19 protein-coding genes and 1 riboswitch are annotated in these 23,751 nt (G+C 51.0%); of the genes, 18 read left to right on the top strand and 1 reads right to left on the bottom strand.

Going from position 1 to position 23,751, the window contains the following annotated elements; genetic code table 11:
* Nucleotides 1-45 precede the first annotated feature (45 nt).
* The 17 genes from KB559_RS15430 (at nt 46) to KB559_RS15350 (ending at nt 21,630) form a co-directional block, all read left to right on the top strand.
* Nucleotides 46-1,929, top strand: a complete 1,884-nt coding sequence (locus tag KB559_RS15430) for a glycoside hydrolase family 2 protein (protein ID WP_211022834.1) — start codon at nt 46-48, stop codon at nt 1,927-1,929.
* Nucleotides 1,916-3,226: an MFS transporter gene (locus KB559_RS15425; RefSeq protein WP_211022833.1), complete on the top strand. Its 1,311-nt coding sequence runs from the start codon at nt 1,916-1,918 to the stop codon at nt 3,224-3,226. Before KB559_RS15430 ends, KB559_RS15425 begins: the two co-directional genes overlap by 14 nt.
* A gap of 32 nt (nt 3,227-3,258) precedes the next feature.
* On the top strand, nt 3,259-4,290 hold the full coding sequence (locus tag KB559_RS15420; RefSeq protein ID WP_211022832.1) for a DUF2804 domain-containing protein: 1,032 nt from the start codon (nt 3,259-3,261) through the stop codon (nt 4,288-4,290).
* A 99-nt stretch (nt 4,291-4,389) separates the two neighbouring features.
* The gene (locus KB559_RS15415) at nt 4,390-5,655 is read left to right on the top strand and encodes a sensor histidine kinase (protein WP_211022831.1); all 1,266 of its coding nucleotides are present in this window, start codon (nt 4,390-4,392) and stop codon (nt 5,653-5,655) included.
* A 76-nt stretch (nt 5,656-5,731) separates the two neighbouring features.
* On the top strand, nt 5,732-6,079 hold the full coding sequence (locus tag KB559_RS15410; protein WP_211022830.1) for a hypothetical protein: 348 nt from the start codon (nt 5,732-5,734) through the stop codon (nt 6,077-6,079).
* Between the two features lie 73 nt (nt 6,080-6,152).
* A riboswitch (TPP riboswitch) is annotated at nt 6,153-6,259 on the top strand.
* A 113-nt stretch (nt 6,260-6,372) separates the two neighbouring features.
* On the top strand, nt 6,373-7,059 hold the full coding sequence (gene tenA / locus KB559_RS15405; RefSeq protein WP_211022829.1) for a thiaminase II: 687 nt from the start codon (nt 6,373-6,375) through the stop codon (nt 7,057-7,059).
* A gap of 65 nt (nt 7,060-7,124) precedes the next feature.
* On the top strand, nt 7,125-7,967 hold the full coding sequence (gene thiM, locus KB559_RS15400) for a hydroxyethylthiazole kinase (protein WP_282103168.1): 843 nt from the start codon (nt 7,125-7,127) through the stop codon (nt 7,965-7,967).
* Nucleotides 7,964-8,902 (top strand): bifunctional hydroxymethylpyrimidine kinase/phosphomethylpyrimidine kinase, encoded by a 939-nt coding sequence (gene thiD, locus KB559_RS15395; protein WP_211022828.1) that lies wholly within the window; start codon nt 7,964-7,966, stop codon nt 8,900-8,902. The genes thiM and thiD overlap by 4 nt, the downstream gene beginning before the upstream one ends.
* Nucleotides 8,902-9,573: a thiamine phosphate synthase gene (thiE, locus tag KB559_RS15390; protein ID WP_211022827.1), complete on the top strand. Its 672-nt coding sequence runs from the start codon at nt 8,902-8,904 to the stop codon at nt 9,571-9,573. Before thiD ends, thiE begins: the two co-directional genes overlap by 1 nt.
* A 472-nt stretch (nt 9,574-10,045) precedes the next feature.
* Nucleotides 10,046-10,366, top strand: a complete 321-nt coding sequence (locus KB559_RS15385; protein ID WP_211022826.1) for a WXG100 family type VII secretion target — start codon at nt 10,046-10,048, stop codon at nt 10,364-10,366.
* A gap of 30 nt (nt 10,367-10,396) precedes the next feature.
* Nucleotides 10,397-11,581, top strand: a complete 1,185-nt coding sequence (locus tag KB559_RS15380) for a hypothetical protein (protein WP_211022825.1) — start codon at nt 10,397-10,399, stop codon at nt 11,579-11,581.
* Nucleotides 11,582-11,672: 91 nt separating this feature from the next.
* Nucleotides 11,673-12,326 carry a hypothetical protein gene (locus KB559_RS15375; protein ID WP_211022824.1) on the top strand — a complete coding sequence of 218 codons (654 nt, stop codon included), beginning with the start codon at nt 11,673-11,675 and terminating at the stop codon, nt 12,324-12,326.
* Complete coding sequence (locus KB559_RS15370) at nt 12,326-14,749, top strand: Mbeg1-like protein (RefSeq protein ID WP_211022823.1); 2,424 nt, start codon at nt 12,326-12,328, stop codon at nt 14,747-14,749. Before KB559_RS15375 ends, KB559_RS15370 begins: the two co-directional genes overlap by 1 nt.
* Nucleotides 14,750-14,869: 120 nt before the next feature.
* Entirely contained in the window at nt 14,870-16,750 is a 1,881-nt protein-coding gene (htpG, locus tag KB559_RS15365; protein WP_211022822.1) for a molecular chaperone HtpG, read from the top strand.
* A gap of 107 nt (nt 16,751-16,857) precedes the next feature.
* Nucleotides 16,858-17,706, top strand: coding sequence for a hypothetical protein (locus KB559_RS15360; protein ID WP_211022821.1), 849 nt, complete (start codon nt 16,858-16,860; stop codon nt 17,704-17,706).
* A gap of 212 nt (nt 17,707-17,918) precedes the next feature.
* Nucleotides 17,919-21,026, top strand: a complete 3,108-nt coding sequence (locus tag KB559_RS15355) for a hybrid sensor histidine kinase/response regulator (RefSeq protein ID WP_211022820.1) — start codon at nt 17,919-17,921, stop codon at nt 21,024-21,026.
* A 100-nt stretch (nt 21,027-21,126) separates the two neighbouring features.
* Nucleotides 21,127-21,630: a CYTH domain-containing protein gene (locus KB559_RS15350; RefSeq protein WP_211022819.1), complete on the top strand. Its 504-nt coding sequence runs from the start codon at nt 21,127-21,129 to the stop codon at nt 21,628-21,630.
* Nucleotides 21,631-21,731: 101 nt separating this feature from the next.
* On the opposite strand, the gene KB559_RS15345 is transcribed toward KB559_RS15350, so the two are convergent.
* Nucleotides 21,732-22,481 (bottom strand): SGNH/GDSL hydrolase family protein, encoded by a 750-nt coding sequence (locus KB559_RS15345; RefSeq protein WP_306434214.1) that lies wholly within the window; start codon nt 22,479-22,481, stop codon nt 21,732-21,734.
* 223 nt (nt 22,482-22,704) lie between these two features.
* Between KB559_RS15345 and KB559_RS15340 the strand changes: the two genes are divergently transcribed.
* Nucleotides 22,705-23,694, top strand: a complete 990-nt coding sequence (locus KB559_RS15340) for a Gfo/Idh/MocA family protein (protein WP_211022818.1) — start codon at nt 22,705-22,707, stop codon at nt 23,692-23,694.
* Nucleotides 23,695-23,751 lie beyond the last annotated feature (57 nt).

Below are 23,751 nucleotides of genomic sequence, written 5' to 3'. Positions count from 1 at the left end.
ATAGATTAGAATTGCTATTATGCAAGGCAGAAAAGGAGGGATGACATGCAACGGACGGAACAGTCCGGCTGGAAAGCCGGAGCAGGGCTGAAGACCCGATGGGGGCGCCAGGTCGACCCGCAGCGAGTGCTTCCGGAATACCCGCGGCCTCAAATGGTCAGGGACGAGTGGATGAATTTGAACGGGCTTTGGGAATATGCGATCACTCCCAGGGCGAAAGGGAGCGGTACACCGGACTTGTGGGACGGTCTAATTCTGGTTCCATTTCCGGTAGAGTCGGCTCTGTCAGGGGTGCAGCAACCGCTGGGTCCCGGGGAATTGTTGTGGTACAGGAGAACATTTTCCGTGCCGGACAATTGGAAAGGGCGAAGGCTGCTGCTGCATTTTGGGGCGGTGGACTGGGAAACGGAAATCTGGGTCAACGGGCGTAAAGCCGGAGAACATACCGGAGGTTACACCCCATTTTCCCTGGATATTACCGAGCATTTGAATGCAGGAAATGCGGAGCGGAGTCAAGAGCAAGAGATTATTGTTCGGGTCTGGGATCCGACGGACACGTTCGGGCAAGAACGCGGCAAGCAGGCTTTGAATCCCAAGGGGCTGTTCTATACGGCCGTCTCGGGGATTTGGCAGACTGTATGGCTTGAGCCGGTTCCCGAAGCGCATATCGCCTCCTTTCGGCTGGTGCCCGACCTGGCGGACGGGGAGTTGTCCGTATTTATACATATTGATTCTGCGAATGGTGGATCCGATTCCGCACATAACCGCATTGAGGCGATAGCTTATGCGGATGGCGAAATCGCCGCAACCGGGGGTAGTCCGGTTGGCGGGGAACTGAAGCTTTATTTTTCGAAAATGAAGTTATGGAGCCCGGACAACCCGTTTCTGTACGATCTAACCGTCCAATTGCATGCGGAAGACGGAAGCACGCTCGATACGATACAAAGTTACTTTGCGATGCGGGATTTCCGTGTCGGGAAGGATAAGGCCGGCGCAGTCAGACTGCTCCTGAACGGGGAGCCGCTGTTCCAGCATGGTGTCCTGGACCAAGGGTATTGGCCTGACGGTTTATATACCGCTCCGAGTGACGAGGCACTGGCTTATGATGTCGAAACCGTGAAGAGGCTCGGCTTCAACATGGTGCGGAAGCATATTAAAATCGAACCCGCCAGGTGGTACTATCATTGCGACCGGCTCGGACTGATTGTTTGGCAGGACATGATTAACGGCGGCGGGGGCTGGAACCATTTGCATCATTTCATCCTCCCTAATTTTGTAAGCGCAATCAAAGTGAAAGACGACAAGTATAAGGCCTTGGGCAGGTCGGAAACCTCAAACCGCGACAACTATCGCAAGGAATTAAAAGAGATGGTGGACGCATTGTACAATGTCCCGTGCATCGGGGTGTGGGTTCCGTTCAATGAAGCCTGGGGACAATTCGATGCCGCGGACATTGCGGAATGGCTCAAGGCCTATGACCCGTCCCGTCCGGTGGACCATGCCAGCGGCTGGCATGATCAAGAGGCGGGCGATTTCAAGAGCGTGCATATCTATTTTCGCAAGCTGAAAATGCCGAAGAAGTCCGGCGGCCGCGCGGTCGTGATTTCCGAATATGGGGGCTACAGTCTGATGGAGGAGGCGCATGTGTGGCGGGAAGGCAAAGGCTTCGGATATAGGAAGTTCAAGAGCCGGGAAGCGCTGAACGCCGCTTATGCCTCACTGATCAAGAAGCAATTGAAACCATTGCTCAATCAGGGGGTAGCCGCTGCCGTCTATACCCAACTGACCGATGTCGAGACCGAACTAAACGGAATTCTGACCTATGACCGGGAAATCGTCAAGCTGGACGAAGGGTTGCTGAATGAGCTTCATGACGATTTGCTGAACGAGCTGCGTAACGACATGATGGAAGGGGTTGAGGTTTATTAAAAACGGGGGCATTTCGTCAAAAAATTGGACATTGATCTGGATTCTTGGCATGGCGGGGCAGGTTTGCTGGAACATCGAAAATTCCTGGTTCAACACCTTTGTTTATGCCAAAATCGCCAAAGATCCGTCCATTATTTCATGGATGGTCGGCATCAGCGCGATCGTATCTACGCTGACCACCTTCTTGATCGGGACCTGGGGGGACCGGGCCGGAAAGAGGAAGCCGTTTATCGCCGTCGGTTATATTTGCTGGGGTGTATTTACGATGGTTTTTGGAGCGACGGAGTTTATCCCCAAAAATCCCTTGATCATCGCCATCGTCGTCATCGTAGCCGCCGATGCCGTCATGAGCTTCTTCGGCTCGACCGGTTATGATGCCGGATACAATCCCTGGACTACGGACATTTCAAATGTGCATAACCGGGGCAAGCTCGGCGCGGCTTTTGCCGCCATGCCGGTGCTGGCTACGATATTCGGGGCCGTCGTATCCGGAATGCTGGTGGATGCCCTTGATTTCTTTCCCTTTTTTACGATGATGGGCGGTATGGTAACGGTGACGGGGATACTCGCGCTGTTCATGTTGAAGGATGACCCGGGTTTGAAGGCAAGGAAGCTGGAAGGCGGCTACTGGCGCCAGTTTGCCGGAGTGTTCCGGGTACGTACGGTGCTGGAGAATAAGGAATTATTTTGGGTGTTCGTGATTAACGCCGTGTTCTTTACCGCTTTTAATGTCTATTTCCCCTACATTACTATCTATCTTAACAACTACCTCAACATGAGCTACTCTCTTTCCGGCGCTTTACAGGGCATCGGGCTCGTGGCCGCCATATTCCTGACGTTGCCGGCTGCCGGATTCATCAAACGAGGCAAGCTCGCCTCCGTCATCCTGTTTGCCGTGCTGGCCAATGTTACAGGATTGCTTATCATTTCCCGGTTTTCCAGTCATTTCGTGCTGTTGATCGGGATTTTCGGAGCCGGAATCGGCTATGTCCTGATGATGCAAACGGTGACCGCCTGGGTCAAAAATTTGTACCCCGAGCAGCAACGGGGGCAATTTGAAGGGATCAGAATGGTGTTTGCCGTCTGTCTGCCCATGGTGATCGGGCCTTTGCTTTCGGGATTCGTGATCACGCAATACGGAGTACACAGGGTTATTGATGGAGTTTCAGGCATGGTGCCGACCGAAACGCTCTTTCTTGTATCGGCGCTGGTGACGATTCTTACGGTATTGCCGTTAATCCCGGCGGGGAGATTCGCCAAGATGCGACTGCAGTCGGATGCTTCGGAACCAAAATAGAATCATACTCATATGGAGGTGCGGCTAAAGCTATGCAACAAAACTATCAACATCAGATCGTTACGCCGGGGGACCTGCTTGACGGCAACGGCTCTCTTTTGCAGAAGGGATATTCGACACAGGCCGTGCTGAATTATAACCGTTCCGGAATTAAGGTACCACCCTGGAAAATCAAAGAATGGGATTTCTATCAGGTGTCCAATGACGATTACTGTCTGCAGCTTACGATCGGACATGTATCTTATGCAGGCAGTATTGCGGTGAAGCTGTTTGAATTTGCTACCGGAAAGCATTATGAGGTTTCCCGGATGCTTGCCTTGCCGTTTAACCGTTTGCGTATGCCGCTATCCGCCGAAGAAGGGGATCTGACCTACAGCCGGAAAGATATGTTCATGCAATTTCAGGTGTACGAAGGCGGAAGAAGACTGATTTGCCGGGCCGGCGGCGGCGGGAACCTGCCGAGGATGGAGGTCGACGTCGCCCTGTCCCAGCCCGACAAAACGTCGCTCGTCATCGCCACGCCTTTTGACGAGCATCGCTCCTATTTTTATTACAACCATAAGATTAATTGCATGCCTGCTACAGGCTCTGTAAAGGTTGACGGTAAGGAGTATCGTTTTGAGCCGGATTCTTCCTTTGGGCTGCTGGATTGGGGTAGAGGGGTATGGCCGTTCCGTCACGAATGGTTTTGGGGAAACGGCAGCTGCTATGTGGACGGGAAACGCTTTGGCTTCAACATTGGCCATGGCTTCGGCAACACGTCGGCAGCCACGGAAAATATGCTGTTCTATGACGGAAAGGCCCATAAGCTGGGCCGGGTCATCTATGATTTGCCTGCCGGCGGCTATATGTCCAAGAAAAGAATTACGAGCGATGACGGAAGATTCGAGATGGAGTTCACGCCGATTTATGACCAGCAGACGGCGACGAAGCTGTTGTTCGTGGACAATAAATGCCATCAGTTGTTCGGTACGTTTACGGGAAAAGCCGTGCTCGACGACGGTCGGGTCCTGGAAATTAAGGAGATGGTAGCGTTTATCGAACATGCGGTAAATAATTGGTGATTTGCTTGGTTAAGCCGGGAATTAAAGGGTTTAAAGATAGTAGGATGGAATTATTATACAACTAAATTTTAATGTCCTGGAAATGAAGGGTGACTGCGGATGACCATTGTAAAGGAAATAATACTCCAGTTATTTTTTGCCCTTATGCCCTTTCTGATGTTCAATGTTTATTACCGGGATTCGCCCCGGAATTACTCGCGGAAATTCATTATAATTACTACTGCGATCTGCTTGTTCTTCTCCATGACCTTCGGGGCAAGCGCAGTGACCGGGTACTATTATGACATAAGGTATGTGTTTCTCTTCTTCGGACTCATTTTCGGCGGCTTGCCTGCAGGTCTCATTCTGCTGCTGGAATTTGTACTGTACCGTTTGTACTTGGGCGGCGACGGGATGGGAATTGCGATGGTGATCATGTTGATCATCTTTCCCCTATCCTTGGCTTTACGTCGGATGTACTTGGCTGCCAGGCAAAAAGTGCCCGTCGTATTATTGGCGGGCTTCATTTTCTTCTTCGTACCGCTCCTGTTCGTCTATTTGTATAATCCGGATCCTATCGAAAATAATCTGTTGTTTCATATATTTGTTGTTCCGGTCCAGAACTTTATCGGCAATTGGCTGCTGATTTCGTTGTTTCAAAAGGCAGTGAAGGATAAGGAGCTGTTTATCGAATACGCGCAAAATGAAAAAGTCTTGGTGATTAGCCAGGTAGCCGCATCGCTGGTTCATGAGGTACGCAACCCGCTCACTGCGGTAAAGGGGTTCCTCAAGCTGATTCGCGAATCCTCGCTGGAACGGGATAAAGTCAATCGTTACATAGATATTTGCGTTAGCGAAATGGAACGTACCGAATATATACTCTCGGAGTATCTTTCCATCTCAAAGCCCTTGACGGATCATCAAGAATCGACCGATCTGTCGAACCTGTTGAAAATAACGGTGGAAGTGATGCGCCCTTATGCGAATATGAACAATGTCGCGCTGGAAGGGCAGATCCCGGAAGGCCAGATATGGATTCTGGCCAATCCCGAGAAAATCAAACAGATACTTATGAATATGATCAAGAACGCGATTGAAGCCTGCTACGACTCCACGGAGGGAAGGGTGACCCTGGAACTGGGGGCAGTTGGCGGAGAAGCCGTGTTGACGATAGAAGACAATGGGATCGGGATGACGAAGGACCAAATCGAGAAGTTGGGCTCTGTTTTTTTCTCCACCAAGGCCAGAGGGACGGGGCTTGGCCTTACGTTCTCCTATCAGGCGATTCAGGCAATTGGGGGAACAGTATCCTTGAAGAGCGTCCACCGGGGAGGGACCCGGTTTACGATCACCTTGCCCTTGCATGAACGGGCGGAAGCCAAGTGAATAAGGTTTAGCGGCCGGCTGGCCTAAAATCGCACGCTTCGGCATATCCATGGGATATAAAGGAGCGTGAGAATTTTTGGACAAGATCGTGGAACGTTATTATGAGGTAAAACAGCAGCAGAAAGAGCTGGACCGGGAATTGGGGGAGCTTCGCCAAGCCATTCTGGATTACTGCCGGGATCAGGATACGACCGGTCTGGATCTCGAAAGCCATAAGGTAACGCTCGTCCTGCAAAACCGGAGGGAATACGATGAGAACCGGTTGTACGAAGCCCTGCCCGACCTCGAGCTTTGGCGAATGCTGTCCAAGCCGGATTCCGGTAAAATCGCGAGCTTGGTCAAATTAAAGGTCATTTCGGAAGAGAAGATCAAAGACACTTATGCGATCAAGAATGTTACCCTGCTGCAGGTGGATAAGAAGTAATTAAAGAGTCTTCCCTCGCGACGTGTTTGACAAATCTTGTAAGCCTGGGGTACAGTATGTATCAATAGAATAGGAAATCCACTAGGGGAGCCGTTAAACGGCTGAGACAAGAGACGAATTCTTGGACCCTTTGAACCTGATCTAGTTCGTACTAGCGTAGGGAAGTGGAGCCGGCCCTTCAAAGGCGATACGTATGTTCGTATTATATTGCAGATGAAGCCGCTCCGTTTCCGGGGCGGTTTTTTTGGTATGCGGATTCCTATTCTAAAACTATTTACCGGAGGTGGGCGTTGGTGAACTTTACCGAGGAGGTACGCCGGGAGGCGGATGGTCTGTTCGACGCGATCTATGAGCATCCTTTTGTCCGCGGAATTGCGGAAGGAAAGCTGGAAAGGGAGCAGCTGATCCATTATGTCAAACAGGATTATGAATATTTGAATGCGTATATGCGAATTTACGGGATCGCGATTTCGAAATGCACGCGGCGGGAAGATATTGAAATGTTTAATGAGCAGATTGGCTTTATTTTGCACAGCGAGGTTCATCCGCATCAAAATTTCTGCACCGCTGCGGGGGTGACATATGAGCAAATGCAGGGCTATCCGCTTGCTCCTTCCGCGCACCATTACATCAAACATATGCTGACGGTTGCCCATGAAGGAAGTCTTGGCGAAATGCTGGCGGCGCTGCTGCCATGCCCTTGGACATACCTGGAAATCGGCCAAAGGCTGATCGAGGAAGTCCGGCCAGAGCCGTCTCATCCCTTCTATGACTGGATTCAATTTTATGGGGGGCTCGCGGGTGATACCACGGTGAAGCTGCGCAAACAGGTGGATTTATGGGCGGAAGAGGCCGGCGCGGCGGAGCGGGAGCGCATGAAGGAGCATTTTATGCATAGCTGCCAACTGGAATACCTGTTCTGGGACATGGCATATAAGCAGGAAGAATGGCCCGTTCCGATGCGGGCGGCGGTGTTTTGAGCCGGGCAGACTTTATTTTCTTTTTCAAATCTATCTATTTCATAAAGAAAGGTTGATTGAACAATATGAGTATGCTGGAAAGAGAACTGTCCTCACTTCTTGCCAAATTGCAAAAGACGAAACCGCTCGTTCATAACATGACCAATGTAGTCGTGACCAATTTTACGGCCAACGGGCTTTACGCGCTGGGAGCCTCTCCCGTTATGGCTTACGCACCGGAAGAGGTCGCCGACATGGCGAAAGTCGCGGGCGCGGTAGTGCTGAATATCGGAACGCTGAACAGCGACCTTGTGGAGGCGATGATCATCGCCGGGCGTTCGGCCAACGAGAACGGCGTTCCCGTGCTGCTTGATCCGGTCGGGGCCGGGGCAACGAGATTCCGGACGGAATCCTCGCTGCGGATCATGCGTGAGGTGCGGGTTTCGCTGGTGCGGGGAAATGCGGCCGAGATTGCGCATCTCATCGGCGAGACCCGCGAGATCAAAGGCGTGGACGCCGGTGACAGCGGAAGCTACGACAACGCCATCCTGGCGGTCCGGGCCGCCCAGGAGTTGGGAACGGTTGTAGCCATCACCGGGCGGGAGGATGTGATCACCGACGGGAAGCTGTGCCGGGTGATCAGCGGCGGCGACGCGCTGATGACGCAGGTAACCGGCACGGGATGCCTGTTGACGTCGGTGTTGGGCGCTTTTGCGGCGGTCGAGGAGGACTTGCTGCTCGCCGGGACGGCCGGGCTGGCCTTCTATGGCACGGCGGCTGCCCGCGCCGCCGAGCGAACGGCCGCCTTCGGCCCTGGCAGCTTCCAGACCGCCTTCCTGGATGAGCTCGCGAAGCTGCATCCGCATTCGCTGAAGGGCTACGCCTCCGTCCGGGAAATCCAGGCGGCGACGGCCGGGGGCCTGGTGTGACCCGCCACGGCCTTGCCAAGGCGCTGACGGTCGCCGGATCGGACAGCGGCGGCGGAGCCGGGATTCAGGCCGACCTCAAAACGTTTCAGGAACTGAACGTTTACGGCATGTCGGCCATCACGGCGGTCACCGTGCAGAACACGCTCGGTGTCAGCGGGGTCTACCCGCTGCCGGCCTCAGCGGCAGCGGAGCAGATCCGGGCTGTCGGCAGCGATCTCGGCGTCGATGCCGTGAAGACCGGCATGTTGTTTAACGCCGACATCATTCATGCCGTTGCCGAAGAGGTCCGGCGCTTCCGCTGGGAACGCCTCGTCGTCGATCCGGTGATGATCGCGAAGGGCGGGGCTGAGCTGCTTCAGCAAGAAGCGGTGCACGCGCTGGAGAAGGACCTGCTTCCGCTGGCCTTGGCGGTTACGCCGAACATCCCGGAGGCGGAGGCACTCTCCGGCGTGACGATCCGCACGATGCAGGACCGGAAGAAGGCCGCTGAGATCATCAGCGCCATGGGGCCCAAGCTGGTCGTGATCAAGGGCGGTCATGATGAAGCCGGGGGTGGAAGCGACAGCGGAGCGGACGGAGCGGATGGAGAAACAGCCGAGGAAACCAGCGGTGACTATGCCGGAAAGATCGGACCGGGGGAACCGCCTGAGGTAGAAGGGCGCGGCGGCGGGATCGTAACGGACCTGCTGTACGACGGCAAGTCCTTTACGGAACTGACCGGCAAAAGGATTTCCACCCTACATACGCATGGTACCGGCTGTACCTTCTCCGCTGCGCTGACCGCGTGTCTCGCCAAGGGCATGGCACCGCTGGAAGCGGTGAAGCTGGCGAGAGACTTTATTCAGGCAGCGATCGAGGATAGCCTGGAGCTTGGCCATGGCCACGGTCCGACCAATCATTGGGCCTACCGCCGACGGCAGGGAGGGGCTGGCTGATGGCAGAGGGAAGGATTTCCGCTGATCAAATGCGCGAATATTTGCGGATGTATCTGGTTATCGGCAGCGTCAACTGTCAGGAGTATCCGCTTCGGGTACTGGAAGAAGCGCTGGCCGGCGGCGTCACGCTGGTGCAGTTCCGCGAGAAGGGCCCCGGCTCGCTTGCCGGAGAAGCGCGGCTGGCGCTGGCGCTTCAAATGCAGGCGGCCTGCGGCCGCGCCGGGGTTCCGTTCATCATCAACGATGATGTGGACTTGGCCCTTCGGATCGGGGCCGACGGAGTCCACATCGGACAGGATGATGAGGACCCGGCAAGGGTCCGCGCTCGCATCGGGAACCGATTGCTCGGCGTATCGGCGCACACGGCCGAAGAGGCCCGGCTCGCGGCCAGCCAAGGCGCGGATTATCTCGGCATCGGCCCGATCTATCCGACCGTGTCCAAAGACGACGCCCATGCGGTGCAGGGGCCGGAAATTCTCCGCGAGCTTCGCGGCGTTGGAATTGACCTGCCCCTAGTCGGCATAGGCGGAATTACCGCCGCCCGCGCCGGCGAAGTCATTGCCGCGGGCGCCGATGGCGTCGCCGTGATATCCGCGGTGACGGGAAGGCCGCTCGGCGGGATCAAAGCGGCGGTGAAAGAGATCATCGGCCAAATGGAATGTTTGAAGTAGGATTGATCTGAAAGTCTAACGAACCAGGAACGCTTATTTGGCCTAAATCCAGTAATTTGAAATTATAACGAACCCCAGTAACGTTATTGTGGTACAAATGGAGCCGTTTTGCCTCTAATGTACTCCATAGCGAAGTTGGGGTTCGTTAGATTTATTTTGTGCTCTTTTTCCTGAAATAAGCCTCCTGAGGTTCGTGAAGGAGAGGAAGATTGTCATAGAGCATGATTGTTTCGAATAAGCCCTTAGTCCTAAGGTTGATAGTGTGAGTCTGGAGACTTTGGCGGAGTTGATGGCCGAAGTTTTTTTCTTTTATGCCAAACGGCTTAGAAGCCAGGTACCAAAATGAAGATTTTTCAAGTTTGATCCTATGGATGGTAGAGATTGGGTCGGAAATCGGGTAGTATATTTGGTAAATAGTTCAATTTACTGTGCGGAAATATATATACTTTTTTTTGAAAATGGAGGAATCGTCGTGTATTCAACTAGCGAAATACGTTCCACCGCCAGACGAACGTCCCAGGGCGGAGCGGATCTCAAAAGAATGGAGAACCAGTTCGCGTCATCAGTGCATGATGCGGCGTCCTGGTGGAAAGGAAAAGCGAGCGAATCATTCAAAGAGGATTACGTGGCTAAGGCAAAAAAGGAGATCGATCGCCTGCAAACGGAGATTCGTGATCTGGAGACGGGGCTTGACCGGCTGGCTCGGGAAGTCCAAGTTGCCGAGGACCGGAGACGGGCGGAGGCGGAAAGACAGGCGCTTCTGTTAAAACAGCAGCAGAAAAACAAAAAATAGATGAATTCTATTTAAAAGGGAGATTGGAGAATGATGTTGTCCGAAAAAGATTGTTTACTGTTATGTGAATTGGCTCGAACAGGTCTGTTGAAGACGCAGCGTTCCGGGCCTGTAATGGAAATCGTCCGAAATTTGCAAAATAGCCTGACCGGGTGCGGACAGGGAGATCTGGCGCAAGAGATTTTGGGATCCGTGAATTTTGCGGAATTAGAACTCATGGAACCTAGGGAGCAGGCGAGTAGTAATCATTATTACGTCTTTATGGATAAAGAACATAGCGGCCGCACGATTCTGGTGCAGGAATCCGAAGAAACGGCCGAGACCCATACATATAATTACGATTTAAATAGAATTGCGAATGAACTTGAAGAAACGGTTGGCTCCGGCGGGAGCAGTACCTTTATCGGTATCGGCTTGGGCGGCTGGCGCGCAGCCGAGCTTGCGGTAAAATTCAATGCGGAAGCCGTCGCATTCGGTGCGCCAAGTGTGGATGAGCTGCCGGGCAAGGCGATTAACTACGTGGGAGAAGACGATCCGGTCGGGGACTTTACGGACAAAGTACGTTTCGTCAAGCAGGGTGAGGAACTGGACGAGACGGACGAAGCTCTTTTTTACAGAAGACTGGAATTTGACCAAGACGGGAAACCGGTAATTACGGAGCAAAGTGATTTCTCCCGCTTTGTCAGTTGGTTCTACAATACTGCTGGTGCAGTGGAACCAGAAATTTGGCGTATCTTTTTCCCAGGGGCAGCGGAGGAAGAGGATTTACTGCAGTCGGATTTGGGCGTGTACTCCGTATTTCTGAAGCTCGGTGAATTAAATAAAGAGGGGATCTTGCGGTCCCTTGACGAGGCCGTGAGATTTGCGGGCCGCCAGTTGGAGAACAATCGCAGCGAAATGGCCGCCGAGCTGGAAAAAGTAACCGAGGAGCAATTTAATGCCCGTTTTGAGGAAATCGCCGAAACGTGTGCTGCACGCGCTTCCAAAATCATAGATTCTATTTTCGATAGTGTCCAAACCGTGCTGATGGGAGTCGCCTTATTTACGTTGGAGCAAGAGAACTTCGAGGTAGAGCCTTGGATGGACGGCTTTTACGTGAGAATTGACGAATTGGTGGATCAGGAGTTAGGCCGTGTGAAGGAGTGTCTTGACCAGGCTATGGGCCGCCACTTGGAGCGCACGCTGCAGTTCCCTGATTTCTCGATGGAATGGTGAGTGGGGGGACATGATATTGAAGCATCTTACGAAAAGAATATTTCCGATTATAATAGCAAGCTTAATTATTTCATTAGGAGTGAGCGGTTGCATGAAGAAGAGTGATCCGGAAGCGATTAAAGATCAGATGATCTCCTATTTACAGGAGAAATACGGCGAAGAATTCATTCCTATCTCTTTTGAATCGAGCGGATTTGCTTATAGCTATGACACTCTGTGGGTCTATCCGAAGGATGGAACGAAAGCGGATCGTTTCGAAGTGCGGGGATCCAAGGCAAAAGATAATACTTACGTGATAAGCGACGGGTACTATGGTATTTATATCAAACCCCAATATGAGGCGGTTTTATCCGGTTTTGTCAGCGAAATCTATCAGGATTTCAAGCTGTTTACCGACTTTGGCGAAGGGGTGTGGTCGGAGCAGTTGAACAAGAATACGAAAATTGAAGAAATCTATGAGATCGACAGATTAGTTTCTTCAAGTAACGTAATTTTTGTTAAAGAGGATTCCGCTAAGAATATAGACGACGAAGAAGCAATCAGAAAAATTGCCGAGAACATGAAGGCGAAGAAAATGGTCGGAAACATCCAACTGTACGTCGTGTATAACGACAAATTCGATTCCATCGGTTTAGAGGCTTTAAGCTTAACGAATGCCCAAATGAAAGATGTTTTTGTTCGCGATTATGTGATGATTAAAGTGAACAGAAGCTTAGAAGTGAAAAAATACGGGGAGGGAACCTAATGTCTGAACTTAGCGAAAGTCAGTTAATCCTCCTCGATAATTTAATCTATTTAAAAGATGTGGCGAATCGGGAAAATGTAAAAGTCAGCGTCATTGTAGAAGATTTACTGGATGGAGGCTTGGAGAAAAGCAAGGACCAGGTAACAGGCACTTACCCCGGCCAATTGAATGAAGCAGAATGGATTACGATCCTGAAAAACATTGAACAAGATAAACAACTGATGAATCTTACCGTAAAGCATGGCAACGTAGGTAATGTATATGACGAAAAAACCGGAAAGATCGTACGTGACGATAAAGGCCAGCCGATCGAACCCGGCGCCCGTATGGCTACCTTCGTAGACAATCAAGATAATGCGACCGTCGTCTTCCGTGGTACTTCAGGCGATTATGAATGGCATGATAACGGTACGGGCGCGTATTTATCCGACACGGAGATGCAGATTGCCGCTTTAAAATATATTGAAAGTCTGCCCTATAATAATATTACCGTAACGGGCCACTCCAAGGGAGGCAACAAGGCCCAGTACGTTGCGATCTTGTCCGATAAGGTAGACCGGGCGTTATCGTTGGACGGACAAGGATTTTCGAAGGAGTTCGTCGAAAAGTATGCGGATTTGATTGCCGCGAACGGCGGAAAAATCACATCCATCTCCGCCAAAGATGATCCGGTGAACCGGCTCCTGATTCCGGTGGCCGGCAAGATTATTTATATTGAGACGGCGAATCCCGAGAAATTCTATGATATTTTCTTCTACCATAAACCTAATCTGGTTCTGAATGAGAACGGTCAATTGAATAAAGAGGGAGAACCGGGGGTTCTCTCCAATTTTATTAATGATTTTACGATTTATATCAATGAAAACATGAAGGAGCCTTACCTAAGTTACGCCGCCGACGGCTTGCTTGCGCTCCAGGAAAGTGGAAAAGAGGGGCGCGAAAAGGAAGAATGGTACCAGACGGCATTTGGTGCAATAGCGGCGCTAAGCCATCTGGATGATTTTACAATGGCCCAAATCTCGAAAAAGTATGGGGATTTCGCGGAACTGGGTGCAGCGCTGTTGGCAACGGTTATATTTCCGCCTATTTTCTTTGATGACCTGGTCCATGCGATTGGCAAAAACCTCAAGAATCTTTATGACTTTGCGGTTGAAAAGCTGCAGCAATTCGGGAATTGGCTGGGTCATGTACTGGATGTCGCGGTAGAGAAAGTCAAGGAAATCGGACTGCAGATCGGAGCGGCGCTCGCCAGCTTTGCCGAGAAGGTCAAGCAGGGGTGGAATAAGCTGGTGGAGGGAGTAAAGAATTTTGCGGAGGACATCAAGAATGCCGGCATTGCCGCCGCGGAAGCCATCGGCCGATTCAAAGATAAGGTGGTCCAGACTGTAAAGGGCTTTTGCGACAGCATCGTGGAAGGTACGAAGCGGATAATTGAGTCCGTCAAGAATACATGGAACAATGCCATGGATAAAATGACGAGTTGGTTCAACCGGACGAAAGAGTCGATCGTTACTAAGGTGGAGGAGTTTAAGGAAGGCGTCCACCATGTTATAACCGTAACCAGGGACGGCATCAACAGGTTCATCGACGCCTCGGTCGCCAAGTTCCGGGAGATCGGAGACTGGATGGTCAACAAGGTGAACGATGCGGTTGCCAAAGCCAAAGAGATTACCGCCCGAATCGGAGAGGCCGGAGCTGCGTTCGTGCAAAAAATTAAAGAGACCTGGGAGCGTTTGAAGGCCGGGATCGCGGAGATGGCGGTTGCGGTAAAAGATGCCGCTGTCAAAGCCGGTGAAGCGATCGCGAGATTTAAAGACAAAGTTGCCCGGGTGGTGAAGAGCTTCTGCGACAGCATCGTTCAGGCGACCAAGCAGGCTATAGAAAACTTGAAGGAAGCGTGGAAAGGCGCGGTCGACAAGATGACCACGGTATTCCACTCAGCCAAAGCTGCAATAAAAGCGAAGGTTCATGATTTTAAGGTAGGCATCAAGACCATGGCGAAGCTGACCACTTCCAAAATTAAAGGTGTAGGCAAGCAGGCCGCAGTCTCCGTGAAGAAATTCGTGAGCAAGGTAGCCAAAGGTCTGTCGGCAGCTTCTAAAGGTCTTATGCTCGTCAATATTTCCCGGCTGGGGGATTTGCAGACCAAGATGAAGAAGCTGGACTCCGATATCGAGTCGAGAACTACGCAAATCGTAAACGAAGCGCAGAGAGTGGCCTCGGGCGTAGGAAGATCTTACAGCGAATCCAATGTCCAGTACCAGGTCAGACAAGTGCAGGCCGCATGCGATGATATTAAAAACCGCAGCAAACAGCTGTCCGCGGAGCTGGACCGCAAAATTCGTACGTTGTCCATCACCAGGGAGCAATATTTGAAGATCGAAGCGATGATCAAAAGCGGGATCCGCAGCCGAAATTTATAGTTTCGGACGGGATCGTATTGACATCAAAAATCAGGATTATTAATATAGAGTTATGAATTAGCACTCTGCATCTTAGAGTGCTAATATATTGTTCAAATCAGAAGGGGGCTTCAATCCATCATGGCAAAGATGCAATTTAAAGCGGAATCGAAACGATTGCTGGAAATGATGATCAACTCCATCTATACGCAACGGGAAATTTTCCTGAGAGAGCTCATCTCCAACAGCAGCGACGCCATCGATAAAATATATTACAAGGCGCTGACGGATGAGAATCTTGTATTTAACAAAGATGATTACTTCATTAAGCTGACCGTGGATAAGGACAACCGCACGCTGCGCATTTCCGATACCGGCATCGGGATGACGAAGGAAGATCTGGAGAACAACCTCGGTATTATTGCCAACAGCGGATCGTTCGCCTTCAAGAACGAGAATGAAGCTAAGGATGGCCACAATATTATCGGCCAATTCGGGGTAGGCTTCTATTCCGCGTTCATGGTAGCCGATACGGTGACCGTAATCAGCCGTGCGCTGGGCAGCGAGGAAGCTTACAAATGGGAATCCACCGGCGCTGACGGTTACACGATTGACGTGACGGAGAAAGAGACCGTGGGTACCGATATTATTTTGAAGATCAAGGAAAATACCGAGGACGACCAATATGACGAGTACCTGGAAGAGTACCGCCTGAAGTCGATCATTAAGAAATATTCCGATTTCATCCGCTATCCGATCAAGATGGATGTGACTTCCCATCGTCCGAAGGAAGGCAGCGAGGGGGAATTCGAGGAATTCCGTGAAGAGCAAACCGTCAACAGCATGGTGCCGATCTGGCGGAAGAACAAGAGCGAGTTGACCGACGAGGATTACGACAATTTCTATATGGAGAAGCGCTACGGCTTCGATAAACCGGTGTCCCATATTCATATCAAAGCGGACGGCGCGGTCGTATATAATGCCATCCTGTTCATTCCGGAAAGAACGCCGTTCGATTACTACACGAAGGAATACGAAAAAGGACTGGAGCTTTACTCCAACGGTGTCCTGATCATGGACAAATGCGGAGATCTGCTTCCGGATTATTTCAGCTTCGTGAAAGGGATGGTCGATTCCGAGGACTTGTCGCTGAACATTTCGCGCGAAATGCTGCAGCATGACCGTCAACTGAAGCTGATTGCGAAGAACATTCAGAGCAAGATCAAGAGCCAACTCCTGACATTGCTTAAGGACGAACGCGAGAAATACGAGCAGTTCTACGAAGCGTTCGGCCGCCAATTGAAGTTCGGGGTTTACAATGACTACGGCATGAACAAGGAAGTATTGCAGGACCTTCTGATGTTCACCTCTTCGAAAGAGAAGAAGCTCGTTACCCTAGATGAATATGTCTCCAGAATGCCGGAAGACCAGAAGTACATTTATTACGCGACCGGTGAATCCGTGGATCGTCTGGAAAAGCTGCCGCAAACCGAAATGGTACTGGACAAAGGCTATGAGATTCTGTACTTTACGGATGATATCGACGAGTTCGCGATTAAGATGATCCTGAACTACAAGGAGAAAGAATTCAAATCGGTCTCCAGCGGCGATCTCGGCATCGAGTCGGAAGAAGACAAGCAAAACGATAAAGAGGCGGAGAGCGCGAACAAGGATTTGTTCGAGGAAATGAACACGCTCCTCTCCGGCAAGGTGAAGGCGGTTAAGGCTTCCAAACGTCTGAAGACCCATCCGGTCTGCTTGTCCGCCGAGGGCGATGTTTCGATCGAGATGGAGAAGGTGTTGAACGCGATGCCGAGCGGTCAGGAAGTTAAGGCCGATAAAGTGCTGGAAATCAACGTCAACCATGACGTATTCAAGTCCTTGAAAGAGGCTTACGAGAATGATAAAAATAAACTGGGCTTGTACACCAGCCTGCTCTATAATCAGGCATTGCTGATCGAAGGGCTGCCGATCGAGGATCCTGTAGAATTTACGAACAATATTTGCAAAGTGATGGCCTAGATCAGCCAAAACAATTATATTAGTAATAACCCGTCACGGGCTTGTCCCGGGGGCGGGTTATTTTTATACATACATAAATTACTAGAGAGAGTTGGAGCGACTGAACGATGTGGGCCATCATAGCTATTTTAGGATTCGTGCTGTTCTTGATCTGTATCCCGGCATTTGTGTATGCCCTGAAAAAGAAGAAAAAGGGCGGAATCGCCCTATATGCCGTAATGGCGGGAATCAGCTATTGCATTCTGTTGTTCGGAGGTATGCAGGCTGTGAGCGACTATAAAACGGCGCAGGCTGCTCAGGAAGATAATCCTGTCGCAACAGCCGAGGATCCCGGCATCGAGGCGTCCGGAGATCAGGCTGCAGCGGCCGTGGATGAGCCGGAGGTGACTGCCGTTGCCTCCGAACAGTCGGCCGAACAAGTGAAGGAGCCGGAGTTAGAGCCAAAGCTGGAGCCATTGGCGGACCTGCCGGCTGATACCCCGGATGTCCTTGACGAAATTATCAGCGACGAAATCCCGGATGAGGTGGAGCCTGAAGCAGAGCTCTCTGACTTGCCGGATCAATTGACCGCTTCGGGCGGTATCGGGGATACGCTCTCCGTATTGAAGGACGAGTATGGGTACAATTCGGGCGACGAGAAGCAGGCGTCATTTAAAAGAGGCTCCGTGACCGCAGCGATACACCCTCCTTCAAACCGGGCTTACAAGATCGAATACGGGTATGTCGGCGGTGTCGCAGGGGCTCTCACCGCGATCACCGATATGATTCCCGCCGATTCGGTGCAGTTGGACATGGGCGTCGGTACCGACAAAGTGATGATCAGCTATCGCAGCGAAATGCTGTCCCAAGCAATTCAGCAGGGCGATTTCGTGGCGTCGTTCAATGTCACCAAGGTCGGCGATAACAAGTTGGCGAGTTACATCAACATAAGCCTAGGGACGTTTACGAGTCCCTAGGGAGTGGAATAAAGCGAAAATCAAATGCCGGGACGATATCATCTTAAATGGTATCGTCCCGGCATTTCCACGTTTCTTGCAAATTTCTTAAAAATGGATTTACTTTTCCTGTTTAAGGCTATATCTTTTTTAGAGGACAAGCTAAGCGACACCAAATAACATAACAGTAACAGTAATCGAAATAGACATCAGGACCATCGGAGCGAACAGGGATGAACAAAAAAGGACTTATATTTATCGTGGGAGCCATTTTGCTGATTTTTTTGATTCCCGCCTACATTTTAATCCAGCAGCAGAGGGCGATTGCCTTTCAACCAAATGCCAATGGCGGTGTGTTGGATCTCGGAGACTGGAACTTCAGCGAGGACGGAGTAGTCAGACTGAACGGGGAATGGGAATTCTACCGCGGTCAGCTGCTGACACCGGGTGATTTTGCTCCCGAAAGCAGCCCTGAATCCGTTCAACCCAAGCTGACCGGGATGGCGGATTTACCGGGAAAATGGAATGCGTACATAGGCGCCGACGGGGGAGAATCCGCTGAGGGATATGCGACGTTTCGCCTGAAGATTAGGCATGCCGGGACAGAAGGGGAAATTTACGGAATTCGTACGGGAAATATCCGGACCGCGAATCGTATTTTTATAGATGGCCAAGAAGTGGGGGAGAGCGGAAAGATCGGCCGCTCCAGGCAAGAGGAGGTCTCGAATAACATTCCTTATACCGGCTTTGCCGTAGCAAAGGGGGACGAACTCGAGATTATCGTGCAGGTTTCCAATCATATCTACTCCTCGGGCGGGGTTTTTACGTCCATCTTGTTTGGCGATCAGGAGTCCGTTATGAAGAGCAGGGATCAGGCTCAACTATCCGATTGGATGACCATGTCCGGCTTCCTTATCCCGGCCTTGTTTTTTGCGGGCTTGTACCTGCTTCGGAAGGAGGCTTCGCTTCTTCATCTGTCGCTGTTCAGCCTTACAGCCATACTGTATGTACTGACGCACGGGGAAAAGCTGCTGTCGGTATTCTGGCCCGGTATGCCTTATTCCTGGTTCTTGAAGCTGCAGATGATCCTGTCGGCTTTGATCTATTATTATTTGCTTCATTATGTGGCGACTGTCATTCCTGATGCGGTTCATAAAATAGCGATCCGGTTATGCAACTGGATCACCATCCTGACCGTGAGTATCGCGCTCTGCCTGCCGCCGATCATGTTCTCCGTATTGGAACCGGGGCTGCTTCTTTTCTCCATAACTTGCGTTACATATATTTCTTACGTCATGTTCCGGAGTATCGTCAGACGGAATGAAGACGTCGGGTTCTCTTTGGTTAGCGTGATGAGTCTTTTAATGACGATCCTAATTTATTTAGCCAGCCTGTTGGGGTATGAAAGCCACGGGCTCGTCCCTGGCTTGATGCTTCTGTTCGTCATTATGCAGGCGACGCTGATGGCCCGGAGATTTGACAGATCCTTCAGCCAGGTGGAGAGCTTGTCCCGTAAATTGCTGACTTTGGACGGACTTAAGGACGAATTCATGGCGAACACCTCGCATGAGCTGCGAACGCCTTTGCACGGGATCATCAATATTGCCCAATCCATGCTTGAAGGAGCTGCCGGTAAAGTAAAACCGGAGCAGGCCAAGGATTTGTCGATGATTGTTTCGACCGGAAAACGGCTGTCGGTGTTGATCGACGACATCCTCGATTTTGTGAAGCTGAAGCACGAGGATATCGAGCTCAGGCGGGAGCCCGTAGATTTGCGGGCGGTCACCCGCTCGGTCATGGAAGTCATTTTTCATATATCCGGTTCTAAAAATATCGTGTTCGAACAGAACCTGCCCGAGAACCTGCCATGGCTGGATACGGATGAGGACAGGCTTCAGCAGATCCTGTACAATTTGCTCGGAAATGCGGTTAAATTTACGGATCAAGGGATTATCCGGATTCATGCGGAGGCCGAAAATGGACAAGTTACCGTCGCCGTGGAGGATACGGGAATCGGCATTACCAAAGAACAGCTCTCTGATATTTTCAACAAAACGTTTGAAGAGACGGGGGCAGGAAGTGAGAGCGGCGGGTACGGGCTTGGTCTCGGTATCTCCAAGAAGCTTGTGGAGCTTGGAGGTGGAGAGATTTGGGCCGAGTCCGAACCGGGACAGGGTTCGGTGTTTTATTTTACCGTTCCAGCATTGGCCGCCAACAGTCCTGGTCCGCCTGTCAAAATAGAGCCCCGGCAGTTCACCGGGAATGTATCCGATGAGAAGGCTGCAACATCTGCGGATGAGCCTCAAACGGAGCGCTTTGTTATTCTGCTGGTGGATGACGACCCTATGAACCAGCGGGTCCTGCACAATCTGTTGTCTGTGGAGCATTACTCACTCATTTCGGCTTATAACGGAAGTGAAGCACTGGAACGGCTGAATGAGGATCGGCAGATCGATCTCGTCATAGCCGACTGGATGATGCCTGGAATGACCGGAATCGAACTGTGCAAGACCATCCGTACAAGGCATTCGCTGTTTGAACTGCCCGTGCTGCTCCTGACCGCGCGGAGTTTGCCGGATGACGCCCAAATCGGCTTTCAGGCCGGGGTGAACGATCTGCTGCGCAAACCGGTCGATGCTAATGAATTAAGGGCCCGGGTGCGTACTCTGCTGGAGCTGCGCAAATCGGTGCAAGCGGCAATTTCGTCGGAGATGGCATTTTTGCAGGCACAGATCAAGCCCCATTTCCTGTTCAATGCGTTAAATACGGTCTTATCATTCCTGCCCTCCGAGCCGGATGCGGCGTCCAAGCTTCTGTTCGAATTAAGCCGGTATTTGCGGGGAAGCTTTGATTTCCAAAACCGGGATCAGTTAGTTACCTTGGAGAAAGAGCTTACGCTGGTTCATTCCTATTTGATGCTGGAGCAGGCACGGTTCCAGGATCGTCTCCAGGTGGAGATGGAGGTTACGGCCGATGTGAATTTGTTGATTCCTCCGCTCACGATCCAGCCTATCGTCGAAAATGCCGTCAGACACGGTATTATGCGGAGATCAGCCGGGGGGCTGTTACACATCGCCGTCCGGGAAGAAGGGGACCGGGTGTGGATCATCGTACAGGATAACGGAACAGGAATGCCGGCGGATCGGGCCGCTTCGCTGTTGACGGACTCGAACGGCCATTCCGGGGTGGGAATGAGGAATATTCATACCCGGCTGATGACGCTGTACGGCGAAGGATTGTCGATTGAAAGCCGGGAAGGAATCGGAACCGAGGTTCGTTTCGCGGTAAAGACGAAATCAGCACCAGGCGGTTTGCCGGGGATGGGAAGCGGCGGGGTGTAATAATCACGTATCGCTTGTTCGTCTTTACGAGGTCTTTGCCGCATTTGTTAATGTCATGATACACTGGATACAGAAACCTATCAGCAAGGAGAATGAAGACATGCCGCTTGAAATTGAACGGAAATTTCTGCTTCCGGAATATCCGAAAGCGCTGTTTGAGGAAGGTACCCTCCTCCTGACCAAGGAGCAGGTCATTGATCAGACCTATTTGGCACTGGACGGTGATCAGGAACTGCGGGTCCGCAAAATCAAGGACCTCGGCACCGGAGCGGTGACTTATACCCATACCTTCAAACGGGGCTTCGGCCTGGCTCGGGAGGAAGTGGAATATGACATCTCGGCAGGGCTTTATGAGCAGATGATTCATAGCCGGGGCGCAATTCCTTTGGTGAAGAAACGGACTACGGCCCAATGGAATGAGTATACGATCGAAATCGACGATTACCGTCAGATCGACATGATGGTCCTTGAGGTTGAATTCGAATCCGAGGCGGAAGCGACAAGCTTCAATCCGCCGGACTGGTTCGGCGCCGATATCAGCACGGATAAGCAGTACAGCAACAAAAAAGTTTGGCGAGAGCTGCAAAAAAGAAAACAGCTATAACACCAGGGATTAAACGAAAACCTCCGGATAAAATTGCATTACTCGCCTTTCCAAGGGCAAGTTCAGCAGATTATCCGGAGGTTTTATAGCTTGTGCATCATTCAGTTATTTAAAGCCAAGTCGCTTTGGTCCCGCAGCAAGTGATTATAATTACTCCGCACAAATTCGAGCACCTTATCGCAAATGAGTTTATGACCGGCCTGGTTCGGATGAATCCCGTCCGAGCAGAGGAATTTCGTGAAATCGGGATGTTCTAGAAAGGCTCCCCGCACGTCGATATATTTGGTCTTCGTCATTTCCGATACTTTCAGGATCGTAGAGTTATACCGCTCCTGCCACCAATAAATTTTAGTGACGCTGCCGAGCCATTTCAGAATATTTTTCTCCGCTTCCGGATTGTTTTTGCTGACCCATTTAAAATAATTGTCCGCATTCAATGGCGGCAGGCTCATCAATACCGGGGTAATTTGCTGACTTTTCAAAAATTGGATCGCTTCGGTCAGCATCTTCTCAAACATATTAAAATCCGTCTTGGGGCTGTGGTCCCCATCGGGATTATCGGCAATTTCGTTCCAGTGAAAATCGCAGTCATTCCCGCCGTATTCGATCAGCACGATGTTCGGTTTATCCTTGAGCACGTCTTTTTTTAAATTGGACATGCCTTTGATCAAGGTATTGCCGAATCGGGCCGTATTCCGGACCGCGCCTTTCAATTTATCCTGTAAAAGAGACACGTAATTGTCCTCAAGGAGCACGTATTTATTTCTCGTCTCGTCATAAATGACTCCTTTGGAAATCGAGTCTCCCGTGATCATATATTTAGCCGTCGTATCTTGGTTATCTCCATTCACTCGGATCACCTCATTCCATTTAGCTCTTGCCTAATTTTATTGTAGTTTAGTTGATGGACGAAAGGCAAGCGTAATCGGCGGTATTACCTGCTTCATTGTGGAAATAATAACTAGTCTATAGATCGTGGGAAGTTTGACGTATTTTATGACAAGTATGTGGACACGGAGTGTCACCTAATGAGAGAATACATAGAGAATATTAAGAAAAAGGGGGATGCATTCAGTGCTTCGATTTGGAGTTATCGGAACGAACTGGATTACGGAACGCTTTATTCAAGCGGCGGAGGAGACGGAGCATTTCAATCTGGCAGCCGTATATTCGCGCTCGGAAGAGAAGGGTAAGGCGTTTGCCGCTAAATATAACAGCAATCCGTCGGTGTATACCGATCTGGAACAAATGGTGTCCGGCGATGTGGTCGATGCCGTGTATATTGCAAGTCCCAATTCTTTGCATGCGGAGCAGGCGATATTGTGCATGAACCATGGCAAGCATGTCCTGTGCGAAAAACCGCTCGCTTCCAACGTGGCGGAAACGCAGCGGATGATCCAAGCGGCGCGGGACAATGACGTGCTTTTGATGGAAGCGATGAAATCCACGCTGATGCCGAACTTCCGGGTGATTACGAACAATTTGTACAAAATAGGGCGGGTACGCCGCTATTTTGCGAGCTATTGCCAATATTCTTCGCGTTACGATGCGTTTAAACAGGGGAATGTATTGAACGCCTTTAATCCTGAATTTTCAAACGGGGCCTTGATGGACCTGGGGATTTACTGCATTTATCCGCTGGTGACGTTGTTCGGCAAGCCGGAGGCAGTTCAGGCGACAAGCATTATGCTGTCCTCGGGCGTGGACGGTGAGGGAAGCATCCTGATGCGTTATGAAGATATGGATGCCGTCGTTATGTATTCCAAAATCGCGGATTCCTACGCACCGGCGGAAATTCAAGGGGAGAACGGAACCTTGATCATCGATAAGGTAAATCAGCCTTATGACGTGAAAATCCTGTACAGAGACGGGACAGTAGAGGATTTACGCCAACCGCAGATGCAGGAATCGATGTTTTATGAAGCAAGGGAGTTCATCGAACTCGTGGAATCGGGGAAGCGGGACAGCAGCGTAAATTCGCTGGCCAACTCGCTGATCGTTGCGGAAATCATGGAAGAGGCCCGGCGCCAAATCGGGCTGAAGTTCCCGGCCGATTCATTTTAGCCTAAGGAATATGGGAAGAGAAAGAGGGATATCCAGGCGGTGCCTTAATCAATGGCA

The organism is Paenibacillus sp. Marseille-P2973 (assembly GCF_018101095.1).
GTDB classification, from domain to species: Bacteria; Bacillota; Bacilli; order Paenibacillales; family Paenibacillaceae; genus Fontibacillus; species Fontibacillus vini.
The sequence above is the reverse complement of the archived record's forward strand: the minus strand, read 5'-3'. Positions and strand labels throughout refer to the sequence as shown.